The 19,685-nt window shown below is 43.9% G+C and carries 15 protein-coding genes; 6 read left to right on the top strand and 9 right to left on the bottom strand.

Features of this window, described 5'->3' with window-relative positions:
- Nucleotides 1-549: 549 nt before the first annotated feature.
- Entirely contained in the window at nt 550-948 is a 399-nt protein-coding gene (locus tag JWG45_RS07890; RefSeq protein WP_205279219.1) for a SufE family protein, read from the bottom strand.
- A gap of 240 nt (nt 949-1,188) precedes the next feature.
- On the opposite strand from JWG45_RS07890, the gene JWG45_RS07885 reads away from it, so the two are divergent.
- From JWG45_RS07885 to JWG45_RS07875, 3 genes are all read left to right on the top strand, one after another.
- Complete coding sequence (locus tag JWG45_RS07885) at nt 1,189-2,202, top strand: zinc-dependent alcohol dehydrogenase family protein (protein WP_205279218.1); 1,014 nt, start codon at nt 1,189-1,191, stop codon at nt 2,200-2,202.
- Between the two features lie 777 nt (nt 2,203-2,979).
- Nucleotides 2,980-4,134, top strand: coding sequence for a TauD/TfdA family dioxygenase (locus JWG45_RS07880; protein ID WP_205279217.1), 1,155 nt, complete (start codon nt 2,980-2,982; stop codon nt 4,132-4,134).
- Between the two features lie 4 nt (nt 4,135-4,138).
- The gene (locus JWG45_RS07875) at nt 4,139-5,047 is read left to right on the top strand and encodes a bile acid:sodium symporter family protein (protein ID WP_205279216.1); all 909 of its coding nucleotides are present in this window, start codon (nt 4,139-4,141) and stop codon (nt 5,045-5,047) included.
- Here the strand turns inward: JWG45_RS07875 and trhO are convergent.
- Both trhO and JWG45_RS07865 read right to left on the bottom strand, forming a co-directional pair.
- A complete protein-coding gene (trhO, locus tag JWG45_RS07870; RefSeq protein WP_205279215.1) occupies nt 5,044-6,147 on the bottom strand; it encodes an oxygen-dependent tRNA uridine(34) hydroxylase TrhO in 1,104 nt (367 codons plus the stop codon). The genes JWG45_RS07875 and trhO overlap by 4 nt on opposite strands.
- Nucleotides 6,148-6,349: 202 nt before the next feature.
- Entirely contained in the window at nt 6,350-7,030 is a 681-nt protein-coding gene (locus tag JWG45_RS07865) for a hypothetical protein (RefSeq protein ID WP_205279214.1), read from the bottom strand.
- Between the two features lie 134 nt (nt 7,031-7,164).
- On the opposite strand from JWG45_RS07865, the gene JWG45_RS07860 reads away from it, so the two are divergent.
- Together JWG45_RS07860 and JWG45_RS07855 are read left to right on the top strand one after the other, a co-directional pair.
- Nucleotides 7,165-7,944: a DNA alkylation repair protein gene (locus tag JWG45_RS07860; protein WP_205279213.1), complete on the top strand. Its 780-nt coding sequence runs from the start codon at nt 7,165-7,167 to the stop codon at nt 7,942-7,944.
- A gap of 75 nt (nt 7,945-8,019) precedes the next feature.
- Nucleotides 8,020-8,952, top strand: coding sequence for an LIC12353 family lipoprotein (locus JWG45_RS07855; protein WP_205279212.1), 933 nt, complete (start codon nt 8,020-8,022; stop codon nt 8,950-8,952).
- Nucleotides 8,953-8,981: 29 nt separating this feature from the next.
- Here JWG45_RS07855 and JWG45_RS07850 read toward each other — a convergent pair whose 3' ends face one another.
- From JWG45_RS07850 to JWG45_RS07840, 3 genes are all read right to left on the bottom strand, one after another.
- A complete protein-coding gene (locus JWG45_RS07850; RefSeq protein ID WP_205279211.1) occupies nt 8,982-10,148 on the bottom strand; it encodes an acyltransferase family protein in 1,167 nt (388 codons plus the stop codon).
- 970 nt (nt 10,149-11,118) lie between these two features.
- A complete protein-coding gene (typA, locus tag JWG45_RS07845) occupies nt 11,119-12,939 on the bottom strand; it encodes a translational GTPase TypA (RefSeq protein WP_205279210.1) in 1,821 nt (606 codons plus the stop codon).
- Nucleotides 12,940-13,365: 426 nt separating this feature from the next.
- A complete protein-coding gene (locus JWG45_RS07840) occupies nt 13,366-13,806 on the bottom strand; it encodes a hypothetical protein (RefSeq protein ID WP_205279209.1) in 441 nt (146 codons plus the stop codon).
- A 638-nt stretch (nt 13,807-14,444) separates the two neighbouring features.
- On the opposite strand from JWG45_RS07840, the gene JWG45_RS07835 reads away from it, so the two are divergent.
- Nucleotides 14,445-16,550, top strand: a complete 2,106-nt coding sequence (locus JWG45_RS07835; protein WP_232380589.1) for a molybdopterin-dependent oxidoreductase — start codon at nt 14,445-14,447, stop codon at nt 16,548-16,550.
- A 230-nt stretch (nt 16,551-16,780) separates the two neighbouring features.
- Here the strand turns inward: JWG45_RS07835 and JWG45_RS07830 are convergent, their stop codons facing one another.
- The 3 genes from JWG45_RS07830 to JWG45_RS07820 form a co-directional block, all read right to left on the bottom strand.
- Entirely contained in the window at nt 16,781-17,635 is an 855-nt protein-coding gene (locus JWG45_RS07830) for a pirin family protein (RefSeq protein WP_205279307.1), read from the bottom strand.
- A 466-nt stretch (nt 17,636-18,101) separates the two neighbouring features.
- Nucleotides 18,102-18,260, bottom strand: coding sequence for a hypothetical protein (locus JWG45_RS07825; RefSeq protein ID WP_205279207.1), 159 nt, complete (start codon nt 18,258-18,260; stop codon nt 18,102-18,104).
- Between the two features lie 59 nt (nt 18,261-18,319).
- Entirely contained in the window at nt 18,320-19,534 is a 1,215-nt protein-coding gene (locus JWG45_RS07820) for a TCR/Tet family MFS transporter (protein WP_205279206.1), read from the bottom strand.
- Nucleotides 19,535-19,685 lie beyond the last annotated feature (151 nt).

Genomic DNA, 19,685 nt, shown 5'->3' with positions numbered 1-19,685 from the left:
ATAAAAGAACCCTCTTCAAAAGTGGTTGGAATCTCAAGACAGATCGTCGTCAGATAGACTCTTTCCGTGGAAGGTTCGCGACCCGACTGAGAGCGGAGATCCTTGCCCAAAAGCCGTCTGGATCTTCAGAGAATCCGTCGGAACTCCGACAATCCTCCGTAAAAAGTCGCGCCCCGCCCAAATTTCGGGTGGTGGGGAGCGGTGGCGGGAAAACCTCGGGTCTCTTTTCTATATCACGAAATCCTAATTTTGCAACAAAAAAGCACGCGTCGGAACTCCGACAATTCCCTCTTCTCGAGACGATTCTCATTGCAGTTCCTCTCCATTTGTAGGTAGGTCTCTGAGATCGATCAGTCGGAGTTGGCGCTGAGTTTTTTGAGAGGGTGGCGAAAAAATCAGGGGACTTTTTCGTTCTCTAAAAATAGTTTTTTTGCAAGCACAAAGTCTCCTCACCCTTTTGCGGGAATTCTAACAAAATGCCATCGATCTCTTTCTCGCAGAACCCGTTTTCAAATTCCTTCTAAGGATCTGCAAAAGAGAACCGAGTATTCAACTATTTCTAAGAATGTTTACCATGGAATAAAGACCGTTTCGTCTAGACATCGAAAGATGTTTGTCGAGTCCGATCTCTTTTAAAAATTCGAGGGAGGCGTTCTTGATCTCTTCTCGGGTTCTTCCGGAAAAAACCCGAATCAGAAGAGCGATCATACCTCTTGTGATCGCGGAATCGCTGTCCGCTTGAAAAAGAACTTTTCCATCAGTTTCTTCCGAAACGATCCAGACGCGAGATTGACAACCCGGAACAAGACGTTCTTGAGTTTTTAACGAATCCGGAATAGAACCGAGTTCGTCCCCCATTTCGATAAGAAGTTGATAACGTTCCTGCCAATCCGTACATTCTGAAAATTCCGAAACAATCTCTCTCTGAATTTCTTCAATACCGGCCATAACTTCTCCTTCCAGCTTTTCCGAAAGATGCGGGCAAGCAATCAGAAAAAGGAAATCCTGGATCGGACTGAAACATCCGTTTCTTAGACGATTCTTAACTTCGATCGAACTCCTATTTCTGTTTCCGACGGATCTAGAAGAATTTGAACCGAAACATACCGATGTAAAAGTAAAAAATGAGTTTTCCTGCAAGGTATTTCTCAGAAAACATTCCCAGAGATCCGGGAGAAAATCGTCTTTATGAAAGTATATGAAATCCAAAATCAATTCGGACTTGAGAATTTAAGAATCGCGGAACGCCCGGATCCAACTCCGGCACACGGAGAAGTTTTAGTAAGAATGCGTTCGGCTTCTCTGAACTACAGAGATTATCTGATGGCGATCGGAAAATACAATCCGAAACAGAAACTCCCTTTAGTCCCCCTCTCCGATGGAGCGGGAGAAATCGTTCAGGTTGGTTCGGGAGTCACCAAGTGGAAAGTGGGAGACAAGGTCTGCGCCAACTTCGCTCAGACTTGGTTGGACGGAGCTCCGGACATAGATATGCTCAGAAACACTCTCGGAGGTCCGTTAGACGGAACACTCTGCGAATTCAGAATTTTCGGAGAACAAGGTTTGGTTCCGATGCCGGAGAATATTTCTTTCGCCGAAGCTTCCACTTTACCTTGTGCGGCTCTTACCGCTTACACCGCGATTGTGACACACGGAAATATTCAACCCGGAGCGACAGTAGTCATACAAGGGACGGGAGGGGTTTCCATCTTTGCATTACAATTTGCTAAAATGATGGGAGCCAGGGTGATCGCCACTTCCTCCAGCGACGATAAATTAAAAAAGGTAAAGGCTCTCGGTGCGGACGAGATTATCAACTATAACGAAAAAACGAACTGGGATCGGGAAATAAGGAAGATGACGAACATGAAAGGCGCCGATCTCGTCATCGAAGTCGGAGGCGCCGGAACTTTGCAGAAATCCATTTCCAGTACGAAACCTTGGGGAACCATCGCGCTGATCGGCGTACTCGCGGGCGGCGAAAGCAACAACCTATCCCTTTTTCCGATTTTGATGCAAGGAATCCGAGTGCAAGGAATCATCGTGGGGAGCAGAAGAAATTTCGAAGACATGAACAGAGCGATCAGTATAAACGGAATCAAACCCGTAGTCGATGAAATCTATCCTTTCGAAAAAACGCCGAAAGCGTATGAAGCTCTCAAAGCGGGAAAACATTTCGGAAAAGTTTGCATCGAGATCTGAGAATTTATGAAGTAAACATATTCTTTTTATTGAATTTACTTTTATTCGAAGAGGTTGCGGAATTTTAAAAATCGCCTCTCGAACTTTTCTCCAAGAAATATAAGAATCAGGTCGATGCAAAATTCAATTTCGGTCCACGACCGAAGCGATCCTTGCCGATGACAGGATCACGATTCGTGTGAAAACGCTTTCTCGTTTCTAAATCGACCGAGAAGAATAAACTCAATCCACCAAGCCCGACGAACAAGATTTCAGAAACCGGTTTTTCGGATGAAAAAGAATCATTCATCTCATCCGAACCGTCTCCGGAACAAAATCGAAGTCGGAACTCCGCCGACCAGAAAACGACCAAAACGCCCCGAGCTTTCAAAAATCCATCCCTTGGTGAATAGAATTTTTTCGGATTTGCCTTCCTGGAAACAATTCAATGAGATCCCTGTGATTTCCGTTTTAACGAACGTATTTTATTCAAGAATCTCGTCGCAGAGGATTTGAGTTCTAAAAATGATCTTGTGCAGAATGTAAAATATTCTATTCATTTTCAAAGTGAAAAGAATTTCGAAAGAACCGTCTAATCCTTAGCAAAAACTCCTCTTTTTAGAATCAAGTGTCAGCCCCTGCCCCTTTCGACTGATTCGTTTTATTAAATTTTATTCTGCTATACTAAATTTTTCTTGTGCTCCGGGAAAACCACATTCTTATCGTATTTAAAAAATACCTTTTCCAAATAAATCATTGAGTAGGATCTGGAAATCTTTTCGAGGGACGTTATACATCATGGCGACAAAAACTCTTACTAAACCGAAGTCAAAAGGAAAGACTCAGTCTAAACCGAAACCGAAGTCGGTTGCTCCTAAAAAGGCGGGTGCAAAGTCCGCCCCTTCCTTACAAAAAGGTTTTCTGGATTCTACAAACCCTCTTCCAGTCGTCTATCGGCCGAGTTCACCCGATCAAGCCGCTAAATCTTCTTTGATCCAGTGGATCAAATCCAACAAACGCGCGTTAAATGAAGATCTGAAAGAATACGGCGCTATCCTTTTCAGAGGTTTCGACGTAGTATCTCCTCAAGACTTTGAGGACGTAATCTTAAACGTGGATCCGAATCTAAAGAATAATTATCTTGGGACTTCTCCCCGCAATCAGGTGACGAAGTATGCCTTCACCGCGACCGAACTGCCTCCCGCTTATCCGATCATGCAACATGCGGAGATGAGTTTTTTGGATTCTCCTCCTCGGAAACTCTTTTTCTTTTGTGGTCAAGCTCCCGGTCAATTCGGGGAAACTCCGATTACCGATCTTAGAAAGGTCCTACAAGAAGTCCCTCGATCGATTCGTGATAAATTTGAAAAGGAAAAAATTCAGTATTCCAGAGTTTACAACGGGCCCACCAATCAATCCCGCTTTCAGTTTTGGAAAACAAAACGTTGGGATGAAATGTTTCAGACCAAAAATCGGGAAGAAGTCGAAAAGGTTTCTAAAAAACAGAACTTTAATGTGGAATGGTTCGGAGAAGATAATCTTCGACTGATCAATACCACACTTGCAGTCCGTAAACATCCTGACTTCAAAACGCTTGCCTGGCACAATCATTCGCAAGTCTTTCATATCGATGCAGCGAGAAAAGAATACTGGCATATCTTTGCTCGTCAGAAAACGATTCGCGGTTTTTTTATCGGAATCGCTCTCGAAGTTTTAACTCTTCTCAAAAAACTCACGACGAAAAAAGAATATCTGGATACACATTGCAGCTACGGCAACGGAGATGAAATTACCTCAGAAGAACTCGTTCAAATCCAAAAGGTATTCTGGAAAAACATCTCTCTTTTTTCCTGGCAAAACGGAGACGTGCTAGTGATCGACAACTACTCGGTCTCGCACGGAAGACATCCTTTTACTGGACCAAGACAAATTTACGTGGCTTGGGCGGATTAAATCGATGCAGGAATTGGACGCAGTTCGGATTAATTTTAACGAAAGCGGATTATTGTTTTTAAATCTTTTATTGGGGCTGATCATGTTCGGGATCGCCTTGGAGCTTAAATTAGAAGATTTTAAACTTCTTTTTAAAAAACCGAAAGCGTCCATTACAGGAATCGTTTCGCAATTTGTATTGTTCCCGTTTGCCACTTATCTCCTGCTCTGGATTCTAAATCCTCCGCCTGGAGTCGCGTTAGGAATGCTTCTCGTCGCGGCCTGCCCCGGAGGCAACATTTCCAATTTTATCACATCACTTGCAAAAGGAAACACGGCTCTGTCAATTTCACTGACCGCGTTTTCATCTACGTTAGCCATCCTTGCAACTCCGTTTAATTTCTTTTTTTGGGGAAATCTTTATCCTCCTGTACACAACGCGTTGAAAGAAATCACCCTGGATCCTTGGGATGTTTTCAAAGCGATCCTGATGATCCTGCTGATTCCGATCACTCTTGGAATTCTGACGAATCGTTTTCTACCCGCGGTTTCCGCCAAAGTAGAAAAACCCCTGAAACTTCTTTCAGCCTTAATCTTTGCGGCTTTTCTGATTGTGGCTCTCGCGGCGAACTTTCAGGTATTCTTACAAGTCATTCACAAGGTCTTTCTTTACGTTTTTCTAATGAACTCGGTCGGGTTCCTTTTGGGTTACTACTTTGCTAAACTGATGAAACTGGACGAAAGGGACTCGCGATGTATTTCGATAGAAACCGGAATTCAAAATTCAGGACTTGGCCTAGTTCTCATCTTCGCCTTTTTCGGAGGGCAAGGAAGTATGGCGATCATCGCCGCCGTCTGGGGAATTTGGCACGCAATCGCAGGAGTGATTCTCGCTTGGTTTTGGTCCAAACGAGTGAAATTTCTAAACGTCTAAACCGTTTCGAAAGGATTTTGAGTTTTATAAAGTTCGGAAATTTTTGGGCGAATTCTCGATTTCGTAAAAAATCGATTATCGTTTAATTTGCCCTTGCGTATTTCCTTTTGTTTTTCCTTCGGCAAATGAAGAACCGTTTTGCATTCTTCCGTACAACAACCTTCGAATTTTTCGGAGCAGTTCTCGCATTGAATAAAAAGAATATGACATCCGGGGTTTGCACAGTTAACGTGACGATCGCTTTTCTGAGCGCATTGATGACAGGTAGAAATGATTTCAGTTCCGATTTTTTCCTGCAAACGTCCGTCAAAAACGAAATTTTTGCCTTTGAATTTGGACTCCAATCCTTTTTCGGCGACTTCGTGAGCGTAAGAAATAATACCGCCGTGAAGTTGATTTACGTCTTTGTAACCGTGGTGTTTTAACCAAGCGCTCGCTTTTTCACAACGTATGCCTCCGGTACAATACATTAGAATTTTCTCATCTTCTTTTCCGTTGAGCAATTCGAGAAGCATTTGAAGTTCTTCGCGGAACGTATCCGACTGAGGAAGAATGGCCCTTTCAAAATGACCGATCTCGCTCTCATAATGATTTCGTACGTCCACTACGATCGTCTTTTCCGATTCTAAATGTTTATTGAATTCTTCCGCGGAAAGATGAGTTCCTACGTTAGTCACATCGAATGAGTCGTCGTCCAGTCCGTCGGCGACGATTTTTTTTCTGATCTTTAAATCCAATTTTAGAAAAGACTCACGATCGTCTTCGACCGCGATCTTAAACGGCATATCTTTGAATTCTTCTCTCGAATCCAAATTCTCCCTAAATTTTTCGAAGTTGTGGGTAGGAACCGAAAGTTGCGCGTTAATTCCCTCTCTCGCGATATAAATTCGTCCAAGAACTCCGAGAGCCTCCCATTCCGAATAAAGTTTATCTCTCAGATTTTCTGCGTTTTCTAAAATGACATAACGATAAAAAGATAGGGTAGTTCGAGGGAATTTTTCAGACTCAAGACGTTTTCTAAGAATTTCCTTTCCATAAATATTATGAAGAGGACGTTTTTTCGTCTTCGTGCTTTTTTTCGTTTCTTCCCGATTTGCCATACTTTCTTAACTCTGGAATTCAAACGGTTTCTGACAAGCCTTTCTTCTAACGAATGGCCGACTTCTCCAGGCTTTCCTTGTTCTCTAAGGAACAAAGAAGCTAAAAAAAGGCTCTGATTTTTTGTTTAGAAGCGAACACAATTCGCCCTCGAACAATCCTTTTTTCAACGGTCTGCATTGTAGGAGCTTTCCGTTTTTAACTTTACGAAACCTGGTAGACTCGTTTCGAGTCCAGCCTATGTCCGAAAAAAGCGATCAAAGAATAAAGAACAAGTGCCTGAATTGCAAACTGGTAGATATTATCCGGCACGGGAGCAAATGGATTGATGAGGATCAGGAGTAAAAAGATCAAACCTAAAATCGGCATCCCCCACCGCCCCGAAAAACCTTCTCCACTTTTGCTTCCTCTCAAATAATAAACGAAGGAGGAAACAGTCAACGCGGCCTCGATTCCGACGGTTAGCCAGAGATTGTTCCAAAGACCGAAACCCAACTTGGTTCCGGAATCGCCGAAAATCGGAAGATCCGGAGTGTGCACCGGTAAATCTAAAAAATAGTGCGAAAGAACTGAAAGAAAAACCGCAAACGGCGCCTTCCATCGATAAGAATCGATCTCCGATTTGAAATAAAAGTAAAATCCTAAAAACGCAAAGATCGCCCAGAAGATTCCCGCGATAAGACTGTGAGTATAAGGCATATAATAAAGATCGAATGGATTGCTTGCCGTAAAACCTGGAATCAATCTCATGTGTTCGATTCCAAACACGACAAAAATCATAAATAAAAAGTCGACAAGCTGTACTCCGACAAGAAGGGACCAGAGCGGAGTTTTTGGGACGGTCTTTTTTAAAACGAAGGCCACGCTGTAATGCCCGATAAACATGGAATTCTCCTTTTCGGAAAGGTATAAAATCGGACTGAATTGGATACGTTTGTTAAAACGAAGTCAATCTTTTACTACATTCTCGGATTTAAAAATAGTATTGCCTGGAAGGTTAGACTCGATACCAAAGAACGATGAAAGATTCCCTAATCGTCTCGAAGGCCGAAAATGTTCGAAAAACCTTGCAAGAGTTAGGCGATCCAATCAAAGCACGATTTCTTTCCCGCTTTTTTAAAACCGCCCCGGGCGAATACGCGGAAGGCGACATCTTCCTCGGAGTTACGGTTCCCAATCAAAGAAAAATCGCCAAACAACACAAAACACTTCCCCTCAAAGAAATCGAAATTCTTTTACAATCCGAAATTCACGAAGAAAGACTCACCTCTCTTTTTATTCTCTGCGAACAATTTGAAAAAGGGGATGAAAAAAATCGAAAAACTCTCCATCAATTTTATCTAAAACACTTAAAAAAGGTTAACAACTGGGACTTAGTCGACTTGAGCGCGAGGGTTTTGATCGGGGAATTTCTTTTGGACAAGGATCGCAAAATTTTGTACCAGCTTGCCAAATCGAAAAATCTTTGGGAAAAAAGGATTTCCGTCCTTTCCACTTACGCATTCATCCGTAAAGGCGACTTTAAAGATATTATCAATCTTTCCGAACTCCTTTTGAACGATAAAGAGGATCTCATCCACAAAGCGGTCGGCTGGATGCTCCGTGAGGTCGGCAATCGAGATAAAAAAAATGAAATCGCTTTTTTAGATCGTTTCGCGGACAAAATGCCCAGAACAATGCTGCGTTATTCGATCGAAAAATTTCCGGATTCCTTGAAAAAAAAGTATATGGCTTCTGGGAAATCTTCGAAGCCAAATCCGAAGCGAATTGACTCTTTCGAAAAGTCGAAACTTCCGTAAAACAAAAAGAAAGCCTGAGGAAAAAGATACTTTACCCTTGATAATGAATAATACATTCTAACTTTCGGAACTCCTATGAAAATAAAAATTCACTATATTCTTATTTTATTATATACTTTTTTGTTTATTAACTGCATCGGTAATCTTAAAGGAAAACCCACTCCTTCCGATCCGAATCTGAGCGGCCTTTATCTTTCCTCCGAAACCGACGCATGGAGCAAGGATGGAAAATTAAAGATCGAAATCCTCAGCATCTTTCCAAAAGCAAACGGCGATCTCGCGTTTGAACGAAAAACGATCGTCCGACTTTCTTTTTTCGCAAGCGACAACAGAGAGGAATGGAGAATTCGATCCGGCGGAGTTGTGACAAGTCAGAATGAAATTCTACTGCAGGAATTTTTATATCAGGAATACCACGTTCTTCACATGGGTGCAAGGGAATCCGATCCTAAAAAATGGAAACTCAACGAAATGGGCGCCCCGGCAAAAGTGCGAGAAGTCGGCAATGTAACTTCGAGCGGCAATCTTTTAGGTGAAATTTCACCGGACGGAAGAGAACTGAAATTCTCCAAAGCGATCTACCGAAAAATCGGCAACGCGTTTTTAGGTAGAATAACGACTAACGTAAATCAGAAAAAAATCACTTTGGACAACGAAATCGCGGGAGTCGTCTTTTACAAAGGCGGAGAAAACGTCGAAGATAGAATCGTTGGAATATTTTCGAAGACGGATTTTATCAGACCCGGAATGGTCTTCTTTGTGGGAAAGGAAAAAGCGCCTTGTAAAGTAATCGAAGTCTTTCAACAATCGGCGACGTTGGAGCCCATTTCTAAAAAAAATCTCTCCGTCTTTATCGGCGATCCGATTCTTTTAGAAGGAACCGTCGACATAAAGGCGTTTAACAAAAGAGCGACGGCCGACGAACTCATTCACAAATTAAAATCGGATCCGAACGTAAGCAAGGAAGAACTGATCCGGGAAATCGAAAAATTAAAAAATGAAAAGTAGAATTTTAGAATATTCTAATTTAATCCATTTTACTTCGAGGTGATTTTGATACGCAGTTTTTGAAACGGATATTCGATCAGAACATAGAGCGGGAGCGCCAAGAGAAGGACAAAAAGGAATACTAACGAAAATTGAGCGAAAAATATTAGGTCCGATTCCGGCGCGGATTTGACACCCAGGATCGAAATAGAGACTCCGATCAAAACCAAATGCCAGAGATAAATTGTAAAACTCATCCTTGCAACAGGAACGAATATCCTAAGACTAAAAAATCTATGTAAAAAACCCCCAAAACGAATCACGGAAAGGAATAAAATTCCCGCAAAACCGATGTTCAGAAAGTTGTATCGAATCGTATGGGCAAAAACGGTATTTTTTTCCTCTTGGATCCAGTGTGCGGCAAACAAAAGAAAAACAAAAAAAAGCAAAAAGGAGTAATAGACGAGTCCGTCTTTCCGGAATCTTGAAACGATACGTTTGTGATTTACATAAAGGTCCATCGTGATCACACCCATTAAGATGGAATCGAATCGAGTGTGAAAAGGAAAATAAATCTCCTGAAAGTATTCGGGAGTGGCGGGATAGCTCGTAGTTTGAAAGATCCAAAAACGGGTTAAAGTTGGAATCAAAAGAAGGAACCACAGTGAAAACTGCCTGACTCTGGGGTTTCTTTTAAACAAAACCCAGCCGCAAAAAAAGGGAAAAACCAGATAGAACTGTTCTTCCATAGAAAGAGACCAGGTATGAATGTTAAATCCTTGGACATAGTTACCGAGAAAAACGAAATCTCCCCAGGAATTCATCAGGGAAAGACTCAGCCGATTTGTTTGTTGCAACATCTCTTTCTCTTGAGCGAACTTCAGAGCAAATGTCAAAAACGCAAAGCTTATCGCCAGAAATAGGAAGTAAGAAGGAAAAATACGAAGAGTCCTTTTTAAAAAAAAGGTTTTGTAATTGATTTTTCCGTTTTTTTCCCAGTCCTTCCACAAACCCATCGAAATCAAAAAACCGCTCAGAACGAAGGAAAGGTCCACTCCCGACCAGAAAAAAGTTTCGGAATGGAACGTCCCCAACTCTTCCCATACAAGGGCGTAATGATTCAAGATTACTAATATAATTGCGAAAGCGCGAAGTCCGTTGAGAGATCGAATCTCCGATTCTCTATGAAACCAAATATCTTTTATAAAAGCTTTCATGCTTTCTCCAATTTTATTATCAGGACTTTTAGCAAGCCGCCTCCTGTCAAATTCAAATCAAAATAAACTTCATTTTGCATTTAGACTCAGATTGATTTTCACTCTTCCCATATTTTTTATACGGATTTAGAAGTAAAGAAGGCCAAAAAAAAATAAAATTGAATTGGAAATATATTTCTGATTTGATTGGAAGCGTTTCTAAGATTTTAGAAACCGAATGTTTTAAACCCGGTTCCATTCTTCTTGATTAATTTTTCCGAATATATAGAGTAATATATTCAATGATAAATCCGCACTCTTTAGAAATTCCGGAAGTAAGATTCAATTTATAATATTATTTTCAAAAAGAAAACAATGCACTACTTACAAAGAATGTATGGATTCGTATAACTCTTTGGGATTGAAAGAAAGTAGGAACTCCTCCGAGAGATGAATTCGGGCGCGCCCCTTATCTTTCTCAGAGATTGTGAGACGGATCCTTCCATCGGGTCAGGCTACTCCGGGCTCCGCTACGCTCCGCTCCGGTCTTTCAGACCAAGCCCTCCGTATCCTTCGCGCGGAGATCGTAAGAGTTCCTACAAGACCTTATCGATCCAGGATGTTTTGCGGGAGTTCCCGCAAAACAGGAAAAGCTACGGTGAAAAAGCGGAGGAGTTTCTACTTTCGAAGAATCTCCAATCAAGAACGGAAATCCTTTGAGCTTAAGTGTGAGTTCCTACAAAAGAAGCCTTTTCTGGAAAGTTTAGACTCCCGGAAGAAAGTCCGGTTCTAAAATTCTAGGACAGTATTGAAAGATCACGCTGAGATAATGCCTCCCAATCGAATGAAAGAGCCATTCTTTCGGTTGAAAAGAACTGAAGTTCGATGGAAAGATTTTTTTAGAAAGTCTTCAAAGGAAGAGCAAATAATTCAAAAGAGAAAAAGAAAGAACCGCAGGTCCTTGTTGGGGGAGCTTGCGGTTCTATTTTTTTTATTTGTTACGCTTACGCATATTTGCGTCGAGGTATTTCTTACGAAGTCGTAAACTCTGAGGAGTTACTTCCAGAAGTTCATCGTCGTCTAAGAATTCAATATTTTGTTCCAGAGAAAATTTCCGAGGAGGAATCAAACGAATCGCCTCATCCGCTCCGGAGGAACGAACGTTACTCAGCTTTTTCTCTTTCACGGGATTCACTTCGAGGTCATTCTCGCGAGAATGGATTCCGATGATCATTCCGGGATACACCGCCGTGTTTGGTCCGATGACCAATTCTCCTCTTTCCTGAATCTTCCAAAGTGCGTACGCGGTCGATTCTCCCGAGTCCATAGAAATGAGAGCGCCGTTCTTACGACCCGGGATTTCTCCTTTGTAGATATCAAAACGGAGAAAACGGGAAGACATCACACCTTCACCGCGGGTTTCAGAGATAAAGTAACCTCTGAAACCGATGATTCCTCGTGTCGGAATTACGAATTCAACGCGAGTCATTCCGGAGGGATGCGCGTCCATCAATTGAAGTTCACCCTTTCTTCGGTTGAGTTCTGAAATGATTTGTCCTGTAAATTGGTCGGGAATGTCCATCACCAAATACTCGTAAGGTTCTAATTTCTGACCTTGTTCATTGGACTTTAAGATTACTTCCGGACGAGAGACTTGAATCTCAAATCCTTCTCTTCTCATCGTTTCGATAAGAACCGATAAATGAAGTTCTCCTCGTCCAAGAACCTTAAAACGATCCTTGTCTTCGGTTTCTTCCAATCTCATCGCTACGTTGGTTTCCAATTCTCGATCCAGACGTTCCCGGATGTTACGAGTGGTTACGAACTTTCCTTCTTTTCCGGCAAATGGAGAATTGTTCACCATAAAATACATCGAAACGGTCGGTTCTTCGACTTCAATCGCCGGTCTTGGAGCCGGTTTTCCAGGCTCACAAATCGTATCTCCGATAAAGACGTCGGGAAGTCCCGCGATCGCGATGATATCACCCGCTTCCGCTGTGTTGACTTCGTTTCTTCTCAGGCCTTCGAAGTTGTATAATTTTGTAATACGAAAGAGAGTTGTGTCCGCAGGCGCCGCAGTGTCCGATTTTTTTGCGGCTAATTGAATCACATTCATTCCAAGGGCCATCTTCCCGGCATAGATCTTTCCGACTGCGATTCTTCCCACATAGTCGTTATAATCCAGAGAAGTCACTTGGAATTGAAGAGGAGCTTCGTTGTCTGCTTGAACCGGAGGGACGTGGCTAAGGACCGTATCCAAAAGTGGGTCCAGATTCGTGCCCGGAGATTCGCTGAGGTTGTTCACCGCCCAGCCTTGTTTTGCAGAAGCATAGACAATCGGAAAATCCAACTGCTCATCGGTCGCGCCTAAGTCGGAGAAAAGGTCAAAAACCATATCCACAACGGCTTCCGGTCTTGCTCCGGGACGATCGATCTTATTGATGACGAGAATGGGTTTGTGTCCGAGTTGAAGGGATTTGCCGAGAACAAAACGTGTCTGAGGCATAGGTCCATCAAACGCATCCACGAGAAGAAGACAAGAATCCGCTGTGGAAAGAACGCGTTCCACTTCCCCGCCGAAATCCGCGTGGCCTGGGGTGTCTACGACGTTGATTCTGGTTCCCTTGTAAACGACGGCAGTGTTCTTTGCTTTGATCGTGATTCCTTTTTCCTTTTCGAGGTCATTGGAGTCCATGATCCGATCTGTGTCTTCTTTGGCAGTGACTGCTCCGGTCTGACGGAGGATTCCGTCTAAGAGGGTGGTTTTCCCATGGTCGACGTGGGCGATAATAGCGATATTGCGGATTTCCATTCTAAGACCAAAAATTTCGGAAGCCTCCTGGTGTAAACCCGGTTTTTTGTCAATTTTTTAAGGACGCGCTTTTCGGAAGAATTGGAACTATAAAAGAAAGTAGGAACTCCTCCGAGAGATGAATTCGGGCGCGCCCCTTATCTTTCTCAGAGATTGTGAGACGAAGCCTTCCATCGGGTCAGGCTACTCCGGGCTCCGCTACGCTCCGGTCTTTCAGACCAAGCCCTCCGTATCCTTCGCGCGGGGATCGTAAGAGTTCCTACAAGACCTTATCGATCCAGGATGTTTTGCGGGAGTTCCCGCAAAACAGGGAAAGCTACGGTGAAAAAGCGGAGGAGTTCCTACTTTCGAAGAATCTCCAATCAAGAACGGAAATCCTTTGAGCTTAAGTGTGAGTTCCTACAAAAGAAGCCTTTTCTGGAAAGTTTAGACTCCCGGAAGAAAGTCCGGTTCTAAAATTCTAGGACAGTATTGAAAGATCACGCTGAGATAATGCCTCCCAATCGAATGAAAGAGCCATTCTCCGGCATTCTTCAGAGAGTCTTTGAATTCAGGAACGGGATAACCCTTTCTTCGAAAGAGGGAATCCAGATCCCAGTCTTCTTCTCCGGGAATCACTTGGATTTTGAGCATCGCATAGAATGAATGATTTTCCGGATCGTATCGAAAGACGAGCGAACGCGAGGCCAGTGGATTTCGAATCGTAAAAGTGGCCCAACTTCCCTTGGGACCGAATTCACCTCCGCTCAAAGAATAGAGTTCATATCCGTGTTCTTTTTCTTCTCCGAAGAATTCTTTGAATTCCGAGTAAAACGCTTCCGCGAAATCTTTTTGTAATTTGAGAATAGGATCGGATTCCTCGGACATATTTGGAAAGTTTTTTGTCCCTTTTGTTCTTGGGAAGCCTTTTGAAAAAGAGGGAGTTCCTACTTCGGGAGAATTTCGGAAAAAACAGAACGGGCCTGGATAAAAGTGTGAGTTCCTACTTTTTCCCTTTTAAAAACGCCTTCCACTTTGGATCCGCTTAAGGAGTTCCCGCATTCTAAAATTGGGAAAAGCATAGAGCTTTTTAGATCTTCGCGTGAGTTCCTACTTTTCGAAGTTTTTTAAAAACGTTTCCTTTTTTTCAAAGATTTTCTTCACCGGCTTTCTCCGTAATTCCAACATTTTTTCTGAATCAGCGGAAGGTCTTCTTTTTTCCATCCGCAAGGGACAGGGAGGGCTTGGTCTGGTAAAAAGACGGGCGCCCCAATTTTTAGAGCGCTCTCCTACCAGACCGAGCGGGAATCCGCGAGCCCGGACTCGGCCCGGTCCGCCCTCTTTACAAACGCCCTTCCGTTTTCTCCGTGTTTGGCGGATGCGGCCAAAACTTATTTCTTTGCATCCTCCAAGAAATCGGATAAAATTCTTGCTGATTCTGAAAGATCGGATTCCATCGACCGGTCTTTGAGAGGAAATTCATGAGCCAACAAACCCACTTTCGTTCCTGCACTCTCTGTGAAGCCATGTGCGGTCTTCGTATCGAAGTCGAAGACGGTAAAATCTCCGCCATCCGCGGCGATAAGGACGATCCTTTCAGTCGAGGTCATCTCTGCGCGAAAGGCCCCGAACTCAAAAATCTCTACGAAGATCCGGATCGCCTTAAATTTCCTGTTAAGCGAACTCCCGAAGGTTGGGTGCAAGTTTCTTGGGTGGAGGCTTTGTCCGAAACGGCCAAGGCGCTTTTTGAAATTCAAAACAAATACGGGAACGATTCCGTCGCAGTTTACAACGGAAATCCGAACGTCCACAACTACGGCTCGATGCTCTTCGGTCAGAGATTCTCCAATCGCCTCAAAACAAAGAATCATTACTCCGCGACTTCGGTGGATCAACTTCCTCATCAGCTTCTTTCTTTTCTCATGTTCGGTCATCAACTCCTCATTCCGATCCCGGACATCGATCATACGAAATACTTTCTCATCTTAGGAGGAAATCCTTTCGCTTCCAACGGAAGTCTTATGACGGTCCCCGACGTAAAGAAGAGATTGAAAGAACTCCAAGAAAGAGGCGGTAAGTTTATCGTCGTCGATCCGAGAAAAACAGAAACGGCGACTCACGCGGACGAACACGTCTTCATTCGTCCCGGCGCGGACGCGTTCTTTCTATTAGCAATCTTGCATGTTTTCTTCGAGAAGAATCTGGTGAAACCTTCTTCTCTTTTTGATTCCAAGGATCTTTCCTTTATTCAAAATCTTGCATCCGAATATTCTCCCTCCAAAGTGGAAAAGGTGACCGGTGTTCCCGCTTCTACGATCGAAAGAATCGCTCTGGAATTTTCTTCTTCCGAAAATGCGGTCTGTTATGGGAGAATCGGAGTTTCCACGCAGGCCTTCGGAGCCCTCTCTCAGTGGCTCATCAATCTCGTAAACATTCTCACAGGGAATCTGGATAAGAAGGGAGGAGCGATGTTCACTCTTCCAGCAGTCGATCCGGTCGATCCCAAAGGGGCTCTCAAGAGTTCTCCCGGAACCTTCAACACGTTTCAGACCCGTGTGAGAAAACTTCCCGAGTTCAGCGATGAACTTCCGGTCGCAGCTCTCTCCGAAGAAATGCTCACTCCGGGCGAAGGTCAGATCAAAGCCTTTGTAACCTCTGCCGGGAATCCGGTTCTTTCCACTCCGAACGGCGCAAAATTAGAAGAAGGTCTAAAGAATTTAGAGTTTATGGTCTCCGTCGATTTTTATATCAACGAGACGACCCAACACGCAAACTACATTCTTCCTCCAACTTCTACTTTGGAACACGATCACTACGATATCATCTTCAACGTCTTTGCGGTTCGAAATACCACGAAATACGCACAACCGATCTTCGATCCGGAACCGGGAATGCTCCACGACTGGGAAATTTTTACCGATCTTACAAAGAGATTAGAATTGTTGAGAGCCGGGAAACCCCTTCCCGATCAATTGATCACTTCTAAATTAGGACCTTCTTCGATCATTGACTTCGCACTTCGAACCGGACCTTATGGCGAAAAAGGGAAACACAATCGAATGCTCAACATTCAATTGTTAAAAGACAATCCTCATGGAATCGATCTCGGTCCTCTTATGAGTTGTTTTCCCGAGAGGCTTCTTACGGAAGATAAAAAGATTCATCTTCTCCCCAAACCCGTGTTAGACGATCTTCCGAGACTGAAGAAAAAATTCGAAGAATGGTCCGAACCGAAAAAAGAAGTAAACTTTCTCCTCATAGGAAGAAGACATCTTCGGAACAACAATTCCTGGATGCACAACATGCCAAAGCTCATGACCGGAAAGAATCGCTGCACTCTTTTGATTCATCCCGACGACGCGAAGAATTTGGGAATCTCCGAAGAGGAAGAAGTTCAAGTGGAATCTAGAGTCGGAAAGATTTTGATTCCTACAGAAATTTCTGACGAGATTATGCCCGGGGTCGTCAGTATTCCGCACGGTTTCGGTCACTCGAAGAACGGTGTCCGTCTGAGTGTCGCGAAACAATTCGCGGGAGTGAGCATTAACGACCTTACGGACGAAGAATCTCTGGACGAACTTTCGGGAAACGCCGCTCTTTCGGGAATTCTTGTGAGCATTCAAAAGCGATAAAATCGCTTTTTTAGTTCTTCTTTTGAGAGAAAGAAGGGAGTTCCTACTTTTAAAACAGGGGCTCTTCCGAAAATGTGAGAGTTCCCACATCCCTTTGGTCTAACGATCATTCCTGGGGATCGAAATTCTTTTCTCAGAGAAAGGAACAATGAGAGTTCCTACTTTTAAAACAGGGGCTCTTCCGAAAATGTGAGAGTTCCCACATCCCTTTGGTCCCCAAAAAAAACTCCTCAACCGGGTAAAGGAATCCGATCCACTTCTCCTGGAACGGAAGGGAAACGTTCTTCCTTCCATTCCAATTTGGCTCTTTCAATTCTTTCCAGAGAAGTGGAGACGAAGTTCCACCAGAGGTAACGTCTTTCCGGAAGAGGAACTCCGCCAAGGAGAATGGCCCGAACGCCTTCTCTGGAAGAAAAAGAAATTTTTTCTCCAAGATCAAAAACAGCCATTTGACCGACTTCGACTTTATTACCAAGAACCTCCAAACTTCCCCGAGCGACATAGAGAGCGGATTCCTGATCGAGAGGAATATTCCATTCTCCTTTTGCTCCTCCTTTTGCTTCCAAGTCGCCGTAAAAAAGAGGAGAATAAACTTTCACCGGAGACTGTTTCCCGGAAAATTCTCCGGCCGCAAGTCGGAACTCCCAGAGATCTCCCGAAAGAACCGGAATTTGTTCCCGATCCAGATGAAAGAATTCCGGATCTACTTCTTCCGACTCTTTGGGAAGAGCAACCCAGGTTTGAATTCCTTCCAGGAAAGAAAACTGAGGATCCAATTGAGAACGTTCACTGTGAGCGATTCCGGAACCCGCGGTCATCCAATTGATTTCGAAAGGACGAATGGGCATCTCGGTTCCTAAGCTATCCCGATGAAGAATCACCCCGTCGTAGAGATAAGTGATCGTCGCAAGCCCGATATGGGGATGAGAGCGAACCAGGAGTTCCTTTCCGGAATCAATCGGAACGGGGCCCATGTGATCCACAAAGACGAAGGGTCCGACATGACGCGCATCGAAGGAGGGAAGAATTCTTCGAACTCGGAAATTATCACCGAGATCTTTGAGAACGGAAGAGATGATTTTCATAAGATTAAAACTTAGACTCTTCTCCAAAGCGCTTCCGGTAAAGAAGGAATTTCGAAAAAAAGAAGAAAGAAATTTCTTTCCTAAGAGGCTCAAAAATGGATCGAAGAAGAGAAGGTTCGTTTTTCAAAAAAAAATGGCGGCTTCCTTCCGAAGAAAAAACAGAAAGAGGAAAGATGAATCCGAAAAGCGGAAGGAACCGGGCTCTCCGCTTCAATCAGCGAAGCGCCATCGGAAAAAAAAGTTCTCCAAAAAAGAATTTTCCGTAAACACGACGGCGCATCGCCGGATTTCCGCTTCGATCCCTTCCGCAGGGCATTTCGAAAAAAGAGGGAGTTCCTACTTTTAAAAAAGATCTCCCCGCGACAGGGATCGAACGGGGGCAACGGCAAAAGGAAAAAACGATCTCTAAAGGAGCTCAAGACCTCGCCGTTGACCGGAGTGAGAGCCCGGTCCTGCGCGGTTCTTCTCAAAGATTCCCGATTCTTCCGGTTTCTCCCGCGCAGGAGTCGCCCGAAAGATTCTGGCTTCCGAAATGAGTTCCTACTTTTTTCAAAGAGGAACTCTCTCCGAAAAATGTGAGAGTTCCCACACAAGTTTGGTCCGCCGATTTTTCCCGAGATTTCAAGACTCGATCTCTGTCTCGGAGAAACGGAAGAAAGGAGTTCCTACTTTTTATCCTCGAACTTAGGAATGATGTTTCCTCAAAGATCCCACGGCGATCCAAAGACTGAGCGCCGTCAACCCAGTCCCCATCCAAAGCGGAGCCTCCGGAGAATAAACGGGCGCGCCCTTTGCGGTAAAATAGGCAAACAACCCCGTCATCAAGATGGGGCCGATGATCGCAGTCACACTCATCAAACTGGTAAGAGCCCCTTGCAATTCTCCCTGTTCATTGGCCGGAACCTGAGAAGACATGATTCCCTGGAGAGGAGGCATCGCGATTCCTCCAAAACAATAAGGAACCAAAAAAACGAACATCATCCAACTTTCCGTGGCAAGCGCAAATAACGCGTAACCAAGAGCGCTCAAAGCCAAACCGAGGTAAATACTACGATTCTGACCCAAGACCGGAAGTATCAATCGAATCAGTCCACCCTGCGTGATCGCATAGACAAATCCCACAACTCCGAGAGAATATCCGACCATGGCTTCGTCCCACTGAAACTTCTCCATAGTATAATAGTTCCAAGTGCCTTGAACCGCATGTGCGGCGGTATTAATTAAGAAAAAGGTTACGACCAATCCTAAGATCATCGGATAACGTTTGAGACTCAGCAAAGAACCGATCGGGTTTGCTTTGGACCATTCAAACTCTCTCCGATTCTCCTTGGATAAGGATTCGGGCAGGATAAAAAATCCGAAAAGCCAGTTGATGAGGGTTAACGCGGCCGCCGCTAAAAAAGGAGCCCTCGATCCAAACTGCCCCAAGGAACCTCCGAGGACGGGCCCGATGATAAATCCGAGACCGAAGGCGGCTCCTAAAATCCCAAAATTCGCCGCCCGTTTTTCGGGAGGACTGATGTCCGCGATGTATGCGTAAGCGGTCGTAAAACTCGCTCCCATAACACCGGCGATCACACGACCGACAAACAACCAAAAGATGGAAGGAGCAAAGGCTAAGAATAAGTAATCAAGGGTAAACCCGAACAAGGAAGCAAGAAGAACCGGTCTTCTCCCAAATCGATCACTCAGACTTCCCACAAAAGGGGCGCAGACAAACTGAACAAAGGAATAAGCGAACATCAGAAAACCGCCGTACAAAGCGGCGTCGCTCAAAGTCCCCCGGGTCAATTCTTGAATCAACTTCGGAAGAACGGGAATGATGATTCCGAATCCGATCACATCGATAAGAACGGTAATAAAGATAAAACCCAAAGCGGCGGGACGTCTAACATTCATAAGGAACACTAAACAAACGGTAAGCAGGCGATCAAGAAAAAAATAAAAAAAGATAGTTCTCGATCTTGGAATCGTGTCCCCACGCACTACTGAACTATTATAAACGCAGATAAAACAAGACTAAAAAGTATAAAAAAATATCTAAAAACGA

It is taken from the genome of Leptospira ainlahdjerensis (assembly GCF_016919175.1).
Classification (GTDB): domain Bacteria; phylum Spirochaetota; class Leptospiria; order Leptospirales; family Leptospiraceae; genus Leptospira; species Leptospira ainlahdjerensis.
The sequence above is the reverse complement of the archived record's forward strand: the minus strand, read 5'-3'. Positions and strand labels throughout refer to the sequence as shown.